We start from the raw sequence: 17,421 nt of genomic DNA, 5'->3' as shown, positions 1-17,421 counted from the left end.
GGACGGCCCTCCCCGGCCCCGCCCCCCGGACCCCGGAGACCAGGTACGTTCGACGGGTGGCTGGATTCAGGATCGGACGCGGCCGGGACAACCGCACCCCGCAACAACCGCAGCAGCAGCGGCAGCAGCCGTACGGAGGGCAGGCACCACAGCCGCCGTACGGCGCTCAGCCGTGGCCGACCGCCGGCGCCCCCGGCAACGGTTCGGCGCCGCCGCCGTACGGACCCCCGCAGGGCGCCCCGTACCACGGGGGCGGCCACCCGGGCCCGGGACCGCAGGGCGGGCCCGGCCGGCCCCCGCACGCTCAGGGCGGCCACCACGGCGGAGGCGGCCACGGTGAGCCGGAGTACTTCGGCGACCCCTACGCCGACCCCGCGCCCCACGACCCGTACGCCAACAACCCGGGCCACACGCAGGCGTTCCGCGTCGACGAGGACCCGTACGGCGACGGCAGCACCTACCACGCCGGCTCCGCCCCCGCCGCGCCCGCGGGCCCCCGGCTGGGCTGGAAGGAGCTGCTGAGCGGCATCGTGACGCGCCCGGGTCCGACGTTCTGGCAGATGCGGGACTACCCGGTCTGGGGCCCGGCGCTGGTCGTCACGTTCCTCTACGGACTGCTCGCGCTGTTCGGCTTCGACCAGGCGCGCGAAGAGGCGATCAACGCCACGATCTCGACGGCCATCCCCTACGTCCTGTTCACGGGCGTCGGCTTCGTCATCGGCGGCCTGGTCCTCGGGGCGGTGACCCACACCCTGGCCCGCCAGCTCGGCGGCACGGGGGCGTGGCAGCCGACGGTGGGCCTGTCGATGCTGATCATGTCGATGACGGACGCCCCGCGCCTGGTCTTCGCCGTGTTCCTGGGCGGCGAGAACTCCCTGGTCCAGATCCTGGGCTGGCTGACCTGGCTGGCGGCCGGAGCGCTGTTCACGTCGATGGTCGCCAAGTCGCACGACCTGCCGTGGCCGAAGGCGCTGGGAGCGTCGGCGATCCAGCTGGTCGCCCTGCTGTCGATCATCAAGCTGGGCACGATCTGACCCGGTGAAGACGGTGAGGGGCCCGGAGCGCTGAGCGCTCCGGGCCCCTCACCGTTCCGCACGGGCGGACGGCGCTGCTTTCGAAACACGCCCTAGGCGTCGAGAACCTGCCCGTCCCGCCGGACGACGGGCTTCTCGACGCTCCACGGGAAGTTGATCCACTGGTCGGTCTTCTTCCACACGTACTCGCACTTCACGAGGGAGTGGGACTTCTCGTAGATGACGGCGCTGCGGACCTCGGCGACGTGGTCGACGCAGAAGTCGTGGACGAGCTTGAGCGTCTTGCCGGTGTCGGCCACGTCGTCGGCGATCAGGACCTTCTTGTCGGAGAAGTCGATCGCGTTGGGGACGGGCGCCAGCATGACCGGCATCTCCAGGGTGGTCCCGACCCCGGTGTAGAACTCCACGTTGACGAGGTGGATGTTCTTGCAGTCGAGGGCGTAGGCGAGCCCGCCGGCGACGAACACGCCGCCCCGGGCGATGCTCAGCACCACATCGGGCTCGTATCCGTCGTCGGCGACGGCCTGCGCCAGCTCGCGCACCGCCCGCCCGAAGCCCTCGTAGCTGAGGTTTTCCCGCACGTCACTAGCCATGATCGATCACACCTGGGTCCGATGGAAGTTCTGGAACGACCGCGAGGCCGTGGGCCCCCGCTGGCCCTGGTACCGCGACTCGTACCGCTCGGAGCCGTACGGGAACTCGGAGGGCGAGGTCAGCCGGAACATGCACAGCTGCCCGATCTTCATCCCCGGCCACAGCTTTATCGGCAGCGTGGCGAGGTTCGAGAGCTCCAGGGTCACGTGTCCGGAGAACCCGGGGTCGATGAACCCCGCGGTCGAGTGCGTCACCAGACCGAGCCGCCCCAGCGAACTCTTGCCCTCGAGGCGCGAGGCCAGGTCGTCGGGGAGCGAGATCACCTCGTACGTGGACGCCAGCACGAACTCCCCGGGGTGCAGGATGAACGCCTCGTCGCCCTCCGGCTCGACCGTGCGGGTCAGATCGGACTGCTCGACGGCCGGGTCGATGTGCGGGTACCGGTGGTTCTCGAACACCCGGAAGTAGCGGTCCAGCCGCACGTCGATGCTCGACGGCTGCACCATCGAAGGGTCGTACGGATCGATGCGGACTCGGCCGGCGTCGATCTCGGCCCGGATGTCCTTGTCTGAGAGAAGCACGTCCCGAGGATACGCAGAACGCACGACCCCACCCCAACCGGACCACCCGCACGTGCCGCGCGCCACCCCCGGCCAGGACGGCGCCGCTGACCTCCGCCGCCGGGCCCCGCCCCCGTGCCGCACACCCCTTCCTGCACGCGTACGGCCCTTCCTGTACACGTACACCCCCTTCCTGTACACGTACACCCCCTTCCTGTACGCACGCCTCCCCTGTACGCGTATGCCTCCGGGGGCGCCATGGTGGCGGGGCTCTCCAGCGAGCACGCCTTCCAGGGCCGAGGGCGGGGGCTCCGGGGGGGGCTGAGTCCTGGGGCGGCGGGGGGCAGGTTTGTGGGCAGCCGGCTTTCAGCGGCCCGGTGGCGGGCAGGTCCGACGGCGGGCGGCTCCCGGCGAGCCGGCACCCGGGGCCCAGGGCCCGGGTCTCCCGGCAGGTGGTTTCGTCGGGCGGGCCAGGGGGGCTTCCGCGGGTCGGCTTCCGCAAAAGGCCGTGGCGCCGGTTTCCCGCACGCCACGGCCCGTACACGGCCGCCGCCCGACTTCCGTCCGGCCGCCGCTACCGCTCTTCGCCCCTTGCCCGGAGGCTGCTACCGCTTCTCGAACACCACCGGCACGGCCTGCCGCAAGCGCGCGCACCGGGGACACCGGATCAACCGCCCGGGCCCGATCCGGCCGGTCCCGAGCTGCTGCATCGGGAACGACGAGGTAGCGAAAACATGTCCTTCGGCACAGCGGACGACGGTGCGCTCCATCGAATCCATCAAGTCCCTTCCCCAACCGCATACGGACGAGAAAGCCACATTAGGGGATCAACGGGACGCCACTGCACCCGGCACTCCGACTGCCCACGCTACGCCTTCAACTCCCGTCCCTCACACCCCCGTACACCTCCCCCTCCCCGCCGGGCGCACAACACGGAGGCCCCACGGCTCATTCGCCGGGGGCCTGACATGGGGTAGAGTGTGGAACGATGCAGCGCCGGTGATCGGCATGCTTCGCGGGTGTAGTTTAATGGTAGAACATGAGCTTCCCAAGCTCAGAGCGCGAGTTCGATTCTCGTCACCCGCTCTTGAAACAAGCTCCCAGGTCAGAGACCTGGGAGCTTCGTTGTTACCCGTCCCCCGAGCCGCGTGTCAGCCGTGCTTCTGGCGTAGGTGGCGGGAGGCAGCAAGGCACGAGGAAAGCCACGTCGCCTCATGGCGATTTATGATCAAGTCTCCGACGGTGATCACTCCGTCCATCACACTGCCGACCCGTACTGAGTGGTCGCTGACGCGGAACATCTGCCAGTCGGCGTCGCTGTGCCAGAACCGGGCGGTCTTCTCTCCCCGGCGCTGGGCGAAGACGAGTTCCTCTCCGTGCTCGTTGAGGAAGTAGCCGACGTAGTCCTTTCCTGTAATCGCGCCCCCGCACAGGCGGGCCAATAGCTGCTCGATCGCAGGCTGTTCGTCTTCGGTCATGCAGTGGGCTCCTCGGGCTGGTCAGGATCCTGCTGTGCCGACGCGAGGGCTAGCATCCGGGCTGCTGACTCCAGCAGGGTTTCGTACGTGATCACTTCAATGCGTGCCGCGTGTGTGTTGTAGGTGCGGAGTGTCTCCGCGATCTCCTTGGGGGTAATGCCACCAGTGACGAATCGCGGATGCCCGATCACAATCGTTGCCGAGGCTCTACGGGTATCGACTCCGTGATCCGCCAGGATGGCCTCGCGGCTCTCATCCATGGTGCGAAGGTAGTTTTGAGCCTGCGACACAGCATGGTGTGCCGCGGCGCCCAACATGAGGTGGCCGCTGCGGCGAATCACCAGGTCCTTGATGTTGGCACGCTTGAGTTCCACCACGTGAAGGGACCCGTCACCCCGCAGAAGCGGGATATCCAGAATCGTGTCCGCGGTGTACTGCCGGCGTGCCAGCTCTGCCACGTAGGCACCGCCGAAAATCCACTCCTGATTCTTCAGACGGGCGTGGAGGGCGCTCTCCGAGCTCGTCCCGTCATCCACGACAGCACGCAGAGCGTCGAGACCCGCTCGTCGGGCCTTCAACTCCAGCAACTGAGCCAGCAACCCCGCGTCGGCATCCGCGAGAAAATCGCCCAGCATCCGCGCCGCCTCGGCCAAGGCCGGTCGCGGCAGGCTCCTCAGGACAAGCTCCATGTGCCCGTATTGCTGGAGCCTCCTCCTCTCTCGAGTGGGAAGCCGAATCCCACCCTCCCCCGCGCCGAGGCCCAAGTGGTCCACGGACAGGGCTATACCGCGAAAGAGGTCCCGTGCATCGGCTACCGTCGCCTCCGGGTTGTCCTCGGAGAGAGCGCCCAAAACGGCCACCGCTCGATCGGCGCCCATGGCCACTAGCCTGCGCATGCCTTCCTCGCTACGCCGCCGAGCTCCCTCGTCGTAGTAGTTCTCCAGGATTTCGAGGAACAGCTCACCACCGGCGTAGGCAGCAAAGCGCTGAAACCGCTGCGCGAGAGCAAAGTCTCCGACCAGGAGCGATTCTTGGGCGACATCTTCCAAGGCGTTCACCAGAGGCCTGCCCTTGCCGTACCCGGTCCCACCGAAGGCAGGACCCATGACGCGCAGTACTGCATCGATGCGATCCAGCACGCTCGAATGCTCAGTGAGCTCCCGTGCCCCGCTGACCATCTGCCAGAGCGTGAACCCAGAACGGAAAGTCGTCATACGGTGACCTTAGAAGGAGGCACTGACAACGACCGGGTGCAGTAGATCGCGGCCGGACCCGCTCGATCAGACGAGTCTCCGCAGGGTGGGACGCTCCCGGGGCACTCCCCGCTCTCGGCCAAAGCAGAAGCAGAGGCGTTACACGCATACTCCAGTATGCTGGATGCATGTCTTCGACGACTCGCATCACCGTCACGCTCCCCAGCGACCAGGTGGCAGAGCTCCGCAAGCTCACGGACAACGTCTCCGGCTACGTAGCGGAAGCCGTAGCCCGCCAGATCCGGCACCAACTCCTGGGCGACGACCTTCGCCGTCACGAGGAGGAGCACGGACCCTTCAGCGACGAGGAGCTCGCCGAGGCCCGCGCTAAGATCTTCGGCTCCGCCGACACCTCCAAAGGCGCGGACGCCGCGTGAGCGAGCGTGTCGAGACCGTCGTCCTGGATTCGGAAGGGCTCTCCGCCTGGATCGCGCAGAACCGCAAGCTCCTCGCGATGCTTCAGGTCTTCCACGACATGGGAGCCGACCTGGTCATCGGGGCCAACACCATCGTGGAAGTAACCCACTCCCGCACCAACATGCCTCGCCTGAACTGGGCCCTGTCCCGCGTCAAGGTGGAGCCCGTCACCGAACAGGCGGCGAAAGCGGCAGCTGAGCTTCTCAAAGGCGCCGGACTGCACGGACACAAGTACGCCATTGACGCCACGGTCGCCGAGGTCGCACTCCGCCAGACGAAGCCCGTCGCCCTCCTGACCTCCGACAGCGACGACATGACCCAGCTCTGCGGCAACCAAGTCCGCATCATCCCCCTCTGAGCAGTCCGCCCGTCCGGAGCACGCGTCGCACTAGGAATTCTCGTGCCCCATCCGTGCCCAGCAGAGCGGACAACAGCGGTCAGATACGGCTCCCAGAGTCCGAGGGGCCATCCACCTGACCAGCCCGAAACCACAGGTCAGAACCCTTCCATAGGCCCAAGCACCGCTGATTCCCAAGCTCAGAGCGCGAGTTCGATTCTCGTCACCCGCTCCAGCGCAAAGCCCCAGGTCATAGACCTGGGGCTTCCTTGTTGTCTAGACCGTTTTGGGTTCGCGTGCCATTCGCGTGCCACAACTTACCTGGCGGGGCATCAGGTTTGTCCCTCGGCAGTGGGCTCTACTCTCGCGTACGAAGCGACCGCTCACAATGAGCCCCTTTCAACCTGACGGGTGGTTGAGCTGCGGGCCCCGGCGGCGGACATGAAGAAAGCTCCTGGTAGACGGGTTCACGACCAAGATCACCGCATCCGCCAGGAGCTTGTGTGCTTGTCTACCCGTCTGCCATCGATCTGTCCAGCCGTACCCTGCGTTGTCTCTCCGGTCTGCTGGCAGGTCACCGACGCCGGATCGGTTCTCGTTGGCGCCGCCTGAGCTGCGGCCGGCAGGCTCTGCTCGTACTCGCCCACCTACGCTGCGGCGACACCTACAACCGCCTCGCCGCCGGCTTCCAGGTTGGGATCGCGACGGTCTACCGCTACATACGCGAGGCCGTCGGCCTCCTGGCCACCCTTGCCCCGACACTGGAGCAGGCCATGCACACCATCCGCAGGAAGGCGTACGTGATCCTCGACGGCACACTTGTGCCGGTCGACCGTGTTGCGGCCGACCGCCCGTACTACTCGGGAAAGAAGAAGCATCACGGGATGAACGTGCAGGTCCTCGCCGACCCGGCCGGACGACTGCTCTGGGTCTCGGACGCCCTGCCCGGCGCCGTCCACGATCTGACCGCGGCCCGCACCCACGGCATCCCCGCCGCCCTCGCCGCCGACGGCATCAAGTGCTGGGCGGACAAGGCATACCAGGGTGCCGGACCCGCCGTCCGCGTCCCGATCCGGGGCAAGCACCTGCGCGGCTGGCGCCGCCGCCACAACCGCGATCACGCAAAGATCCGAAGTCTCGGCGAACGCTCCATCGCCACCCTCAAGTGCTGGCGAGTACTCCGCAAACTGCGCTGCAGCACCACGAGGATCACTACCGTCGTCCGTGCCATCGTCACTCTCGAACTCACCAGCTGATCAAGTTGAAGAGGGCTCAGTGTGCGGAAGAGTTCGGCGCCGATAACGAGCGCGGGACGGTGGTCGAAGCGACACCGATCCCGTTTGTGCCCGCGTCGTGTCCAGCTACCTGCGAGCCGGGCGCGGGCTGGATTCGGCCGAGCTCGCGGCTCAACCCGGGCTCCCCTCCGGCGTGCTCAGCTGTGCTCAGCGAGGAGCAGTACCGCCCGGGGACTCTGCGCCCAGGAGCGTGAGCAGCCCGGGGAATCTCTCCTCGATGTCTGCGCGCCGTAGACGGATGCCCTTGCGGTTGCCGTAGTCGATCTCGTCGATGAGACCTGCCTGGCGCAGGACCCGGAAGTGGTGGGTCTGGGTCTGCTTCGAGATCGGAAGATCGAACGAGTTGCAGCCCCGCTCGCTGTCGCTGCGGTCGGCAGCCAACTCCGTCATCACCGAACGACGGTGCTCGTCTGCGAGGGCGCGAAACACCGTCCCCAGATCGAGCGCATCGGCCTCCGGGCCGACCAGGTTCTTCCCGGCCACGCGGCACCTCCTTCAGGTACGACTTGAATCGTACCTGAAGGATGTGCTCCACTGAGGTACGAAATTTTTCGTACCTTGGTTCCGGTTGCGCTGCCCCGTCCCGCCGCGCTCTGGGAGCCGGCCCCGGCACTCGCCGGGGAGCTGGTCATCCTCGACACTCCGAGAGGTCATCGTCATGAAGAAGCCCGAGGTGCTGATAGTCGGTGCCGGAATCGCAGGGCCCGCGCTCGCATACTGGCTCTCCCGGAACGGCTACCGGCCAACGGTCGTCGAACATGCCCGGCAGCTGCGTTCCGGTGGCAGCGCGGTCGTCGTGAAGGGGCCCGCGATCCCGGTCGCCGACCGCATGGGCATCCTCCCGCAGCTGCGCGGGCTCGCCACCCGCAATCGGTCACTGACCCTGCTCGACCCCGGCGGCAGGCGAATCCTGCAGCTCCCGCTCACCTCGGACAAGGCGCCGACGGTCGAGGTGACCCGAGCCGACCTGTCCGAGGTGCTCCACCGGTCAGCGCAGACCGAGGCCGAGTTCTTGTTCGACGACACGGTCACCGCTCTCGACCAGGACGAAGGCGGGGTGGACGTCACCTTCCGTAGGTCCGCGCCACGGCGCTTCGACTTGGTAGTCGGTGCCGACGGGATGCACTCCACCGTACGGCGCCTGGTATTCGGACCCGAGCGGCAGTTCGCGAGCGACCTGGGCCTGTACGGCGCGACCGTGCCGCTGGAACCCGACGCCGTCGAGGACCCGAGTGAGATGACGATGCTGACCGTGCCGAACCGGATGCTGGTCCTCCATCCCTCGCGGACCACTCCGCTTGCGATCTTCACCTTCCGGGCCGCACGGCTGGCGCCCCACGACCGCAAGAACATCGCCCTTCACAAGCAGACCGTGGCCGACGCCTACGCCGGCGTGGGGTGGCGGGCACCGGAACTCGTGGCGGCCTTCCTCGACCACCCGGCCCCGTTCTTCGACCCCCTGACCACCCTCCGGATGCCCTCGTGGTCCCGCGGACGGGTCGTCCTGCTCGGGGACGCGGCGGCGGCGACAGCCCTGCTGGGCGACGGGTCCAGCATGGCGATGGCGGGCGCGTACGCCCTCGCGGAAGAGCTCGCCGCCCAACCCGGTGACCACGCCCGCGCCTTCGCTGCCTACGAGTCCCGTCTCCGCCGCGAGGTAGGCCCACGGCAGCGACGCGTCGGTCTGCTCTCCAGGCTCATGGTGCCCCGCACCCGGCCGGGCCTCGCAGTGCGCAATACGGTGGGCCGCGCGGTCAGCCGCACGCACTGGAGCGCCACTCGCGAAGCCGCGAACCGGTAGACCGAGCCCGCACCGACCGCTCACCGGCCGGTGCGCAGCTCCCCTGTAGCTCCCAACCGGGTCGGCGCCGCCATGCGAGCAAGCCATGGCCGCCCTGAAGGGCTGGCGCCCCCGGCGGAAACTCCGCTGTAGCACCAACCGAGTCACCGCCATCGTGAAGACGATCCCCGCCCTTCGTCACGCCTCAACCTGAGGTTGGAAAAGGCTCAGTGCCTGACTCGCACAAGAGTGGTGCCAGCACCGGGAGGCCGCACAGCGCGCCGCCGCGACTCTGGAGCGGGGTGCGGCGGTCCGCGGGAAGCCTGGTGGCAACGCACCGTAATTCAGCGCATCCACCCTGCACCCGTGGGTGTGGGGCGGGGCCGGCTCGCTGGGGGCCAGCGGACACTACCGCGAGGCGGTCACCGTAGCCGTGAAGAAGGTAAACACAGAGGCCCAGAACAAAGCCGACCGCCGCGACGCGAGCGGAACCACCTTGCTCCAGCCCTGGAGGGGAACTCGGACGACGCGGGCGCATTCCCCTACGACAACAGTGCCTCCTGGAACCGCTCGGACGGGATTGCACCTCGATCCACCAAGGCTCCGGTCTTCACACCCGCTCAGCCGTAAGACCACCCGCCCGGGGCGCCGGCCCTTCCATGTGTTCGGGGGTGGGAGGCAACACGGCTCCCCACGAGCGGTCGGCAATTCGGTGGTGGAGCGTCGGGACGAGGCCTATGGTCTCGATCATGCACTCGGTCCTCATCAATTGGCAGTCCCTGCGCATCCGTTCGGTGTCCCTGATTCGGTGCTGACCCGAGCATTCCGTCGGCACCTGGTCATCCGACTCCGCACCGTTCGTCTCAGGATGACAAGGATTCCTTCATGCGTACCACCGCACGCCCCACCTTCGTCTTCGTTCCCGGAGGGTCCAGCAACGCCCGTGCCTGGGGGCCGCTGCAGAACGAGCTGGCCCTGCACGGGTACCGTTCGTACGCCGTCGATCTGCCCGGCCACGGCGACCGCGCCAGCCACCCGGCCGCCTACTACGAGCAACCGCAGGACCTGGCGGCTCTGGCCGCGGCCTCCTCCGCAATGCAAGGCATCACGTTGCAGGACAATGTGCGCCATGTGGTGAACGTCCTGCATCGGCTCGCCCCGTCCGGGCCCCTGGTCCTGGCGGGCAACAGCTTCGGCGGCCTCACCGTCACCGCCGTCGCGAACGCCGTGCCCGAACTCCTCGACCGCGTCGTCTACCTCTCCGCGGTCTGCCTCAGCGACCCAGCGATGGTCACCGAGGAGTGGGACGTACTCGACGACAACGTGCTGGATGCCGCAGCGGCACGCATCACCGTGCCGGGCACCGCACATCAGGGAGTGGTACGGCTGAACTGGCGCGCCGCGCACGCCGACCCCGCGCTGTTCGCGCAACTCAAGACCGCCATCATGGCCGACTCCACCGACCACCAGTTCCGGATGCTGCTCGACTCGATGGACCCGGACGAGAACTACGCGGTGTTCGAAGAGGGCGCGGTGGCCCGGGCCGCGCAATGGGGTGCGATCCCGCACACCTTCGTGCGCCTCACCAAAGACCTGAGCATCCCCCCGGCCGTCCAGGATTACATGATCCGCAAGGCGGACGAACTGACCCCGGAGAACCCGTTCGACGTCCGCACGCTGGCCGCGTCACACGTCGGATACTTCAGCCGCCCGCACCTCTTCGCTGCGCTCTTGGCCGAGTTGGCTCAAGCGACGTCGATGCAACAGGGCCTAAAGGTTGTTGCAGAACTGGACGAACGCTGATTACCCGCCATGATCCGAGTCCTCACGAGCGTCGGTTCGCCCACTTTCGCGGGTGCTCGTGACGCTGGCGGTGAAGTGCTCCGCGGTCTCTGCTCTCCTTCTGCAACAACCTTTAGCTTGCCAGCCGCCAGGAAGAGCGTGCTCGCTCGCCAGGTCGACAGGACCACCCTCAACACCTCCTGAGTCGACCGCTGGGAGAGCGGCACTCGCGCCGTCGGGAACCGGGCGCATGGGGTAGTTGCGCAAACGGGTGCGGTCCGGAGTCGTGCCGGACCGCCCCCCGTCGCGTCACCTTCGCGTCATAGAGCTCCGCCGATCCCCGAACGGCTTCTGGGCGGAGGGCGGGATGTCCGTCACTTGGCGGTGGTGTCGCCGAGGGCCTCCAGTACCTGCCGCAGGCCCTCGGCGGTGTTCGCGACCAGGTCGCGGTCCACGTCGGCGAGCAGTCGGGCGTAGTTCGCCAGGTGGTCGGCGAAGGCGGCCCGGGTGACCTCGTGTCCGCGTTCCGTGAGGCGGATCTTGACGGTGCGCCGGTCGTCGTCGTCGCGCACCCGCTCGACCAGGCCCTTCGCCTCCATCCTGTCGATGCGGTTGGTGATCGCGCCGGAGGTCACCATGGACGCCTTGAGGAAGGTTCCGGCGGTGAGGGCGTAGGGCGGCCCCGAGCGCTGCAGCGTGGTGAGCACGTCGAACTCGCCGTGTTCCACTCCGTGGGCGGCGGCAGCGGCCTTGGCGGACTTGTCGACCACCCGTCCCAACCGCTGGATCCGGGCGAGGAGTTCCACCGGCCAGAGGTCCTCCACCAGATCGGGGCGCTCCTCGGCCCACTGGCTGATGATCGTGTCCACGGCGTCGCTCATCGCCGCACTCCTCTCTATGCTCATCTTCTCAACGTAAAGATACTTGACACTGAGAGAGGCGGGGTGTTTTTATCTCAATGTTGAGATTATCAAGGTTGAACGACATGAGCTCCCCATGGCCGCACTCGCCACCGGGGGCCGCCGCAAAGCCGGTGACAGCCCGTGAGCCGGCCTCCTGCCCTCCCAGCATCATGATCAAGAACGAGGAGACACCTCCCATGCCCGTATCCCAGACGCCCCCGGCAGCCGTGCTGACCCGCCACGCGGAAGCCGAGACCTGTGCCGACCCGAGCAGTGTGATGACCCTGCTGGCCGACTCGGACGGCACGGCGGGCGGCGTCACGAGCTACCGGTCCACCTTCGCCGAGGGCGCCGTAGGGGCGCCGGCCCACTTCCACACCCGGGCGACCGAACTGTTCTTCGTGATCAGCGGAGCACTCCAGGTTCTGGTGGGCGAGGAGGTCACCGTCCTGGAGGAGGGGGACTTCCTGGCGGTGCCTCCCCACACCCCGCACGCCTTCGCAGCCGCTCCGGGCCGTGAAGCGGACGTCCTCTTCGTCTTCACCCCCGGCATGGGCAGGTTCGACTATCTGCGGCTGCTGGGCCGGGTGATGCGCGGTGAGGCGGACCCGAAGGAGATCGCCGAGTCCTCGGAGCGCTTCGACAACCACTACGTCGACAGCCCGGTCTGGCGTGCCGCCCTGGAGCGTTCCGCGTGATCGACGCCACGACCACGATCCGGGTGGCACGGCCCTCGCGGGACCTCGCCGCCGCGGAACGGTTCTACACCGAGGGCCTGGGGCTGAGCGTGCTGTGGCGGACGGCCGAGCGCGTGCCGGGCGAGCACGACCTGCTGATGCTCGGCCCTGACGGGGGCGCCTGGCACTTCGAGCTGACGCACGACCCGGACCACCCCCTGGAGCCGACCCCGACGGTGGACGACCTGTTCGTGGTCTACCTCGGAAAGCCGGTGGACCCCGCCCTGATCCACCGCCTCACGGAGGCCGGCGGCACCCGGGTTCCGGCTCACAACCCGTACTGGGACGAGCATGGAGCGACGGTCACCGACCCGGACGGCTACCGCCTCGTGCTGTGCTCACGCACCTGGTCGTGAACGGCGTCCGGTGCCGCCCCCGGGCGCCAGGGTCGGCGGACAGTCCGGCCCCTCGCTCAGGAGTCCCGGTCACGCCTCCGGTTCGAAGTCCCGCGGCCGGTCGCCCCTTTCGTCGCGCGGCGGGGAAGGAGGAAAGAGGGGAAAAGGGGAGAGGGGAGAGGGGAGAGGAAGGGGGGAGGGGGGACGAAGGGATTTCGGTTCCGCTCCCCCGTCCGGTCAGAGCCAGGTGTCCCAGATGCCGTACGCCGTCGACCGCGTCACGGCCTCGGCGCCCGAGGCGTCGAGCCGTACGACGCGGTAGTAGTACAGGCCGAGCCGGTCCTCGTGCACCGTGGTGTCCAGGAAGGACGTCGCGTCACCCGTCGCGCCCTCCGTCAGGGTGACGTAGGCGGCCGTGACGGGATCCCAGCGCTCCACGCGGTACCTCGCGAGCCGGGAGCAGTCCCCGAGTCCGGAGCTCTCGGAGCAGCCGACGTACAGCTGGGGGTACTGGCCCTGCCGGACGTCGGTTCCCGTCCAGCCCGGCGGCCGGGTGTCGGGCAGGGTGACGGAGACCTCGGCGGGGTGGAGGACGTCGAGCGGATCGTCGTCGTGCAGGAGCCGGTCGTCCGTGGCCGCCACCTTGTAGACGTGGACGGCGCCGTCGGCGACCGTCGGGCAGAGGATCTCGGTGGCGGTCAGGGAGCTGCCGGTCCAGCAGTCCTCCTTCCAGACCGTCTCACCGCTGTCCGGGTCGGTGACGCCCTGCCATACGTGGTAGCCGCGGACGTCGGCGTCGGCGGGCGGCGTCCAGGTCAGCCGGACGCCGAGCGGGACGCGTTCCGCGGTCAGGTCCTGGACCGGGGCGGGGCGCCGGGTGTCCGGGGTGGTCTCCGTGGCGGGCGGGCCGGCCTGCGACACCCGCCCGTACCGGTCGGTCGTCACGACCCGGTACTCGTACGTCGTCTCCGACTCGCCCTGGACGTCCCAGCAGCCGCCGTTGACCTGCTTGCGGGCGGAGAGGGGGGCGTCGTCGTCCGCCCAGGTCCAGTACGTGTCCGGGTCGGCCAGCGGCTGGTCCACCGAGGTGAACGGCTTGCACTTGTCCACGACGGCGGTCTCGCCGGTCGCGGTGTCGGTACGGAGGATCTTGTACGTGGGAAGGCGCCGCTCGTCGAGGGTCCACGGGTCGACGCTGCTCCACGCGACCATCACGCCCTCGTCGAACCTCTTGGCAGTGGTCTTGAACGCCGGGATCGCCTCCGGCCGGTCGGCCATCTCCAGCGTGATCTCCACCGGCGCGGCGGCGTTGCCACCGGCGTCCAGGGAGCGCACCGCGTACCGGTAGCCGTCGGCGACGGCGGCCGTCTGGAGCGGCACCACGTCGGTCCGGTCGCCGGGGCTTCCCGCGGGGCGGGCGTCGGTGTAGCCGCCGGTCGCCGGGTCGTACTGGAGGACCTGGTACGAGGCGGCCCCGGGGACGGGTGACCACAACAGGTGCGGAACGCCCGACCGGTACTCGGCGCGGAGTCCCGTGACGGGGGCGGGCGGGGTCAGGTCGGGGGTGGTGAACGTCGTGGCGGCCGAGTACGCCGACCAGTTCCCGGCGGCGTCCCGGGCCCGGCCCCGGTAGGTGACCTTGCTGCCGTCGGCCCGGTAGCCGGTGTCGCAGATCGCCCCCTCGGCCCCGGAGTAGACGGTGCTCCACCGCTTCGTGGCGGCGTCCAGCCGCTGCATCTCGTACCGGACGATGTCGGCGGCGTTCTGCGCGGTGGTGACCAGCTCCGGCGCCGCGTAGGGCCGGCCGGCCGGGCAGGCGTCCCATTCGACGAAGGGCGCGGCGGGCGGCGTCCTGTCGACGGTGGTGACGGACACGTCGGTGCTGCCGCCGGAGGCGTGGCCCGCCCTGTCGACGGCCCGCACCTCGTAGGAGTAGGCCGCGCCGGTCCTGGGCAGCGCGCTGTCGGTGTACGACGTGGCGGTGGTCGTCGCGAGCGGCTTGCTTCCGTACGGCGTGCCCTTCAGCCGCCGGTAGACCCGGTAGCCCGCCAGGTCCATCTCCCTGTTCCCGGTCCAGGTGAGCTTGGCCGCGCCGGTGGTGGAGTTGTACGAAACCGCCGCCCCCGTCGGGGTGAGGGGCCTGACCTTGTCATGGGCGGCGGAGGTGCGCGGTGTGTAGGCGAACCCGGCCTTGGCGGAACCCGTCCAGTTGACGAAGTCGAAGCGGATGGTGTGCGTGCCCTTGGGGATCGTCACGTGGACCGTCTTCTTGACGGTGGCGGAGACGTTCTTCCACGCGTTGATCTTGCGGACGCCGTCGAGGTAGACCCGCATGCCGTCCTGGGCGGAGGCCGTGAACGTGAAGGGGCCGCCGGAGCCGAAGTCGCGCGTCACCGTCCAGCGCACGCCGAAGTGATTGGACGGCATGCCGGGGGCGGGTGCGCCCGTGCCCCAGTTCTGGTTGATCGCGGAGTCGCAGTCCGTCTTCTTCGGCGTGCCCGAGAACGTCGTGTTCGCGAAGAACTGCCGCTTGAAGACGGGGGAAGCACAGCTCACCGCCGCGGAGGCGGGTACGGCGGCGGCGTGGAGCACTCCGCCTGCCGTGGCCAGGACCAGGGCGGTGGCGGTCATGCGTCTGGCTGGGTTCATCAAGTCTTTCAGTCCTGTTCAGCGGCCTACGTCGATCAGACGTCGCCGAACAAGACGGACGAGAGGGCCGGTTGGTTGTACGGGTCTCAGCCCTGACGGCCGGCCGCCGGGGGCACGGTCTCCGCCCCCCGCCGACGGAACCCGACTCGCCCCGCCCTCTCAGCGGGTGCGGAGGCCAGGAACGGGAGCCTCGCGGGGCGCGGCATCATGCAGACATGATCACCATTCATCTGAAGTACGAGATCGACGCCGACAAGATCGAGGATTTCGAGGAGTACGGCCGCCGCTGGGTCCGGCTGGTCAACCGGTTCGGCGGGACGCACCACGGCTACTTCCTGCCGAGCGAGGGCGACAGCGACACCGCCTACGCCTTGTTCTCCTTCCCCAGTCTGGCCGCGTACGAGCAGTACCGCTCGGACAGCATGTCCGACCCCGAGTGCCTGCAAGCGTTCGAACTGGCCCGCGAGACCCGCTGCATCAAGCGGTACGAGCGCCGTTTCCTCAGGCCGCTGGACGATCTGTCCTGACTCCGGTCATCGCGGGTCGTCCTCGTCGGGGGCGTCGCCCGTGGCCACCGGCCGGTCGGAGGGCAGGCCCCACTCGCTCCATGAGCCGTCGTACACGGCCAGGTCGCGGTAGCCGGCCAGCACGGCCCCCAGGGCGAGGACGCAGGCGGTGACCCCGGAGCCGCAGCTGAAGTACAGCCGCTCGCGGCCCCGGGCCGCCGCCTCGAACGCCGTGCGCAGCTCAGCCGTCGGCCGCATCACACCGCCGTCCCGTTGGAGTTCGCCGAAGGGGAGGCCGGCGGCGCCCGGCATATGGCCTCCGCGCAGGCCCGGGCGCGGCTCCGGCGCGGTGCCGGCGTACCGCTGCGCGGTGCGTGCGTCGAGCACGGCGGCGTCCGGATCGGCGAGGGCGGCGGCGACAGCGTCGGCGTCCACGATCAGCCCTGGCCGGGGCCGGGCGGTGAAGGTGCCGCGCGGGCCCTCGTAGGCGGCCGGTTCCTGTTCGACCGGGTGGCCGGACGCGATCCAGGCGGGCAGGCCGCCGTCGAGGACGGCGGCCCGGTCGAAGCCCATGGCGCGCAGCATCCACCAGGCGCGGGCGCTGGAGTAGACGCCCTGGGCGTCGTAGACGACCACCGTGTCGGAGTCGTGCACGCCGAGCGCACGCAGGGCCTCGGTGAACCGCCGGGGGCCGGGCATGGTGTGCGGCAGGGGGGAGGCGGGGTCGGACAGCTCCCCGTCGAGGTCGAAGGGACGGGCTCCGGGGATGCGCACGGCCGCGCCCCGGTGGGAGCCGACCGAGGCGTCGAAGAGGACCACGTCCTCCCCGCGCCGGGCAGCCAGTTGGTCGGCCCCGATCAGCGGGCCGGTGAACCCGGGGGCCGTGGTGCCGGGGGGTGTCGTCGCGCTCATGCGGTGCCTCCGGGGAATCGGCGGGACGCCACGGTCGTCCTGTCGTCGGAGAACCGGCCCGCCACCTGTTCGGGATGGATGGATCCATCCTCCTCCGCGACCTGCCACGGTCACGTGGCCGTGGTGGAAAAGAGCGGGAGAGGGAGGGAGAGGGGGAGAGGGAAAGAGAACGTGTTCGGTCCCGTCGTGGAGGCGCGGGCCGCGGACGGGGTCGGCCGCCGGGCCGGGCGGCGGGGGGTACGAAGAAGGCGGCGGCGCGAGCGGGCGGGGGCGGCTCCAGAAGGGAACGGCCCGACGGGGCCTGCTTCTTCGGCTCGGCTCAGCTGTGCTGCGCGACGCTGTAGGCATACAGACCGACCAGACCCACGACGCAGACGAGGATCACCCAGGAGCTGAACCCGGTGTGCCTGCCCCGGGCGCTCCTCCCCTTCCGCTTCCGGGGTGTGCGGGACCTGCCGGGCTTCCGCGTCCGCTCGCTCCCGCCGGGTGCTCCCCCGCCCGACGCGGCCCGCAGCGCGTCGGCCGTGGTATCGGCTAGCAGGCGCCTGCAGGTCGCGGCGAGCACGGTCGTACCGGCGGAGAGGGGCACCACGGCCTCCGAACGCGCGGGAGCGGTGGTGCCGCCGTCCAGAATGCGCCCCGCGCGGACCAGGATCTCGTCCCGGCCGCCCGAGGGGGCGAGGCTGATCCACCGGCGTACGTGCTCCCCACGGATCACCACGCCACCGGACCGCTCCCGGTACACGGTGTGCTCCCGCCACAGCACCGCCGCCAACTCCTGCGCAGTGTCTCTCAGTTGCGCACCCACCAGCCGTCCCCCCACCTCGTCGCGAATCGAACAAGCATCGCA

Annotated in this window: 18 protein-coding genes, 1 tRNA gene and 1 pseudogene; 11 read left to right on the top strand and 9 right to left on the bottom strand. The window is 69.3% G+C overall.

Annotation, left to right across the window (positions count from 1 at the left end; genetic code table 11):
• Positions 1 to 56: 56 nt before the first annotated feature.
• Complete coding sequence (locus AMK24_RS13720; RefSeq protein WP_073768492.1) at positions 57 to 1,034, top strand: Yip1 family protein; 978 nt, start codon at positions 57 to 59, stop codon at positions 1,032 to 1,034.
• Positions 1,035 to 1,126: 92 nt separating this feature from the next.
• Here AMK24_RS13720 and AMK24_RS13715 read toward each other — a convergent pair whose 3' ends face one another.
• Complete coding sequence (locus AMK24_RS13715; RefSeq protein ID WP_073768490.1) at positions 1,127 to 1,627, bottom strand: phosphoribosyltransferase; 501 nt, start codon at positions 1,625 to 1,627, stop codon at positions 1,127 to 1,129.
• A gap of 6 nt (positions 1,628 to 1,633) precedes the next feature.
• A complete protein-coding gene (dcd, locus tag AMK24_RS13710) occupies positions 1,634 to 2,209 on the bottom strand; it encodes a dCTP deaminase (RefSeq protein ID WP_073768488.1) in 576 nt (191 codons plus the stop codon).
• Between the two features lie 994 nt (positions 2,210 to 3,203).
• On the opposite strand from dcd, the gene AMK24_RS13705 reads away from it, so the two are divergent.
• Positions 3,204 to 3,274: transfer RNA gene (locus AMK24_RS13705), tRNA-Gly, on the top strand.
• A 65-nt stretch (positions 3,275 to 3,339) separates the two neighbouring features.
• On the opposite strand, the gene AMK24_RS13700 is transcribed toward AMK24_RS13705, so the two are convergent.
• Positions 3,340 to 3,666: a hypothetical protein gene (locus AMK24_RS13700; protein ID WP_073768486.1), complete on the bottom strand. Its 327-nt coding sequence runs from the start codon at positions 3,664 to 3,666 to the stop codon at positions 3,340 to 3,342.
• Complete coding sequence (locus AMK24_RS13695; protein WP_073768484.1) at positions 3,663 to 4,880, bottom strand: Shedu anti-phage system protein SduA domain-containing protein; 1,218 nt, start codon at positions 4,878 to 4,880, stop codon at positions 3,663 to 3,665. Before AMK24_RS13695 ends, AMK24_RS13700 begins: the two co-directional genes overlap by 4 nt.
• Positions 4,881 to 5,047: 167 nt before the next feature.
• Between AMK24_RS13695 and AMK24_RS13690 the strand changes: the two genes are divergently transcribed.
• The 3 genes from AMK24_RS13690 (at position 5,048) to AMK24_RS13680 (ending at position 6,929) form a co-directional block, all read left to right on the top strand.
• Complete coding sequence (locus AMK24_RS13690; RefSeq protein ID WP_073768482.1) at positions 5,048 to 5,296, top strand: type II toxin-antitoxin system CcdA family antitoxin; 249 nt, start codon at positions 5,048 to 5,050, stop codon at positions 5,294 to 5,296.
• Positions 5,293 to 5,694 carry a DNA-binding protein gene (locus AMK24_RS13685; protein WP_073768480.1) on the top strand — a complete coding sequence of 134 codons (402 nt, stop codon included), beginning with the start codon at positions 5,293 to 5,295 and terminating at the stop codon, positions 5,692 to 5,694. The genes AMK24_RS13690 and AMK24_RS13685 overlap by 4 nt, the downstream gene beginning before the upstream one ends.
• Before the next feature lie 482 nt (positions 5,695 to 6,176).
• Complete coding sequence (locus AMK24_RS13680; RefSeq protein ID WP_073768478.1) at positions 6,177 to 6,929, top strand: IS5/IS1182 family transposase; 753 nt, start codon at positions 6,177 to 6,179, stop codon at positions 6,927 to 6,929.
• Positions 6,930 to 7,115: 186 nt separating this feature from the next.
• On the opposite strand, the gene AMK24_RS13675 is transcribed toward AMK24_RS13680, so the two are convergent.
• Positions 7,116 to 7,451, bottom strand: coding sequence for an ArsR/SmtB family transcription factor (locus AMK24_RS13675; RefSeq protein WP_073768476.1), 336 nt, complete (start codon positions 7,449 to 7,451; stop codon positions 7,116 to 7,118).
• A gap of 175 nt (positions 7,452 to 7,626) precedes the next feature.
• Here AMK24_RS13675 and AMK24_RS13670 point away from each other — a divergent pair, with 175 nt between their 5' ends.
• The 3 genes and pseudogenes from AMK24_RS13670 to AMK24_RS13660 all read left to right on the top strand — a co-directional run bounded on the left by AMK24_RS13670 (position 7,627) and on the right by AMK24_RS13660 (position 10,551).
• Entirely contained in the window at positions 7,627 to 8,769 is a 1,143-nt protein-coding gene (locus AMK24_RS13670; protein WP_073768474.1) for an FAD-dependent monooxygenase, read from the top strand.
• A 337-nt stretch (positions 8,770 to 9,106) separates the two neighbouring features.
• Positions 9,107 to 9,241 (top strand): annotated as a pseudogene (locus AMK24_RS35425) (TIGR02391 family protein); the annotation flags it as partial.
• 392 nt (positions 9,242 to 9,633) lie between these two features.
• Positions 9,634 to 10,551 (top strand): alpha/beta hydrolase, encoded by a 918-nt coding sequence (locus AMK24_RS13660; RefSeq protein ID WP_073768470.1) that lies wholly within the window; start codon positions 9,634 to 9,636, stop codon positions 10,549 to 10,551.
• Between the two features lie 353 nt (positions 10,552 to 10,904).
• Here the strand turns inward: AMK24_RS13660 and AMK24_RS13655 are convergent, their stop codons facing one another.
• A complete protein-coding gene (locus AMK24_RS13655; protein WP_338012693.1) occupies positions 10,905 to 11,435 on the bottom strand; it encodes a MarR family winged helix-turn-helix transcriptional regulator in 531 nt (176 codons plus the stop codon).
• Positions 11,436 to 11,629: 194 nt separating this feature from the next.
• Between AMK24_RS13655 and AMK24_RS13650 the strand changes: the two genes are divergently transcribed.
• Both AMK24_RS13650 and AMK24_RS13645 read left to right on the top strand, forming a co-directional pair.
• Positions 11,630 to 12,130, top strand: a complete 501-nt coding sequence (locus AMK24_RS13650) for a cupin domain-containing protein (protein WP_073768466.1) — start codon at positions 11,630 to 11,632, stop codon at positions 12,128 to 12,130.
• On the top strand, positions 12,127 to 12,525 hold the full coding sequence (locus tag AMK24_RS13645; RefSeq protein ID WP_073768464.1) for a VOC family protein: 399 nt from the start codon (positions 12,127 to 12,129) through the stop codon (positions 12,523 to 12,525). Before AMK24_RS13650 ends, AMK24_RS13645 begins: the two co-directional genes overlap by 4 nt.
• A gap of 216 nt (positions 12,526 to 12,741) precedes the next feature.
• Here AMK24_RS13645 and AMK24_RS13640 read toward each other — a convergent pair whose 3' ends face one another.
• Complete coding sequence (locus tag AMK24_RS13640; RefSeq protein WP_073768462.1) at positions 12,742 to 15,153, bottom strand: PA14 domain-containing protein; 2,412 nt, start codon at positions 15,151 to 15,153, stop codon at positions 12,742 to 12,744.
• A 215-nt stretch (positions 15,154 to 15,368) separates the two neighbouring features.
• On the opposite strand from AMK24_RS13640, the gene AMK24_RS13635 reads away from it, so the two are divergent.
• Positions 15,369 to 15,680 (top strand): NIPSNAP family protein, encoded by a 312-nt coding sequence (locus AMK24_RS13635; RefSeq protein ID WP_073768460.1) that lies wholly within the window; start codon positions 15,369 to 15,371, stop codon positions 15,678 to 15,680.
• A 6-nt stretch (positions 15,681 to 15,686) separates the two neighbouring features.
• Here the strand turns inward: AMK24_RS13635 and AMK24_RS13630 are convergent, their stop codons facing one another.
• The gene (locus tag AMK24_RS13630; protein WP_073768458.1) at positions 15,687 to 16,571 is read right to left on the bottom strand and encodes a sulfurtransferase; all 885 of its coding nucleotides are present in this window, start codon (positions 16,569 to 16,571) and stop codon (positions 15,687 to 15,689) included.
• A gap of 319 nt (positions 16,572 to 16,890) precedes the next feature.
• Positions 16,891 to 17,379, bottom strand: a complete 489-nt coding sequence (locus tag AMK24_RS13625) for a hypothetical protein (RefSeq protein WP_242435142.1) — start codon at positions 17,377 to 17,379, stop codon at positions 16,891 to 16,893.
• Positions 17,380 to 17,421 lie beyond the last annotated feature (42 nt).

The sequence above is a fragment of the Streptomyces sp. CB02366 genome (assembly GCF_001905905.1).
Lineage (GTDB): Bacteria > Actinomycetota > Actinomycetes > Streptomycetales > Streptomycetaceae > Streptomyces.
The sequence above is the reverse complement of the archived record's forward strand: the minus strand, read 5'-3'. Positions and strand labels throughout refer to the sequence as shown.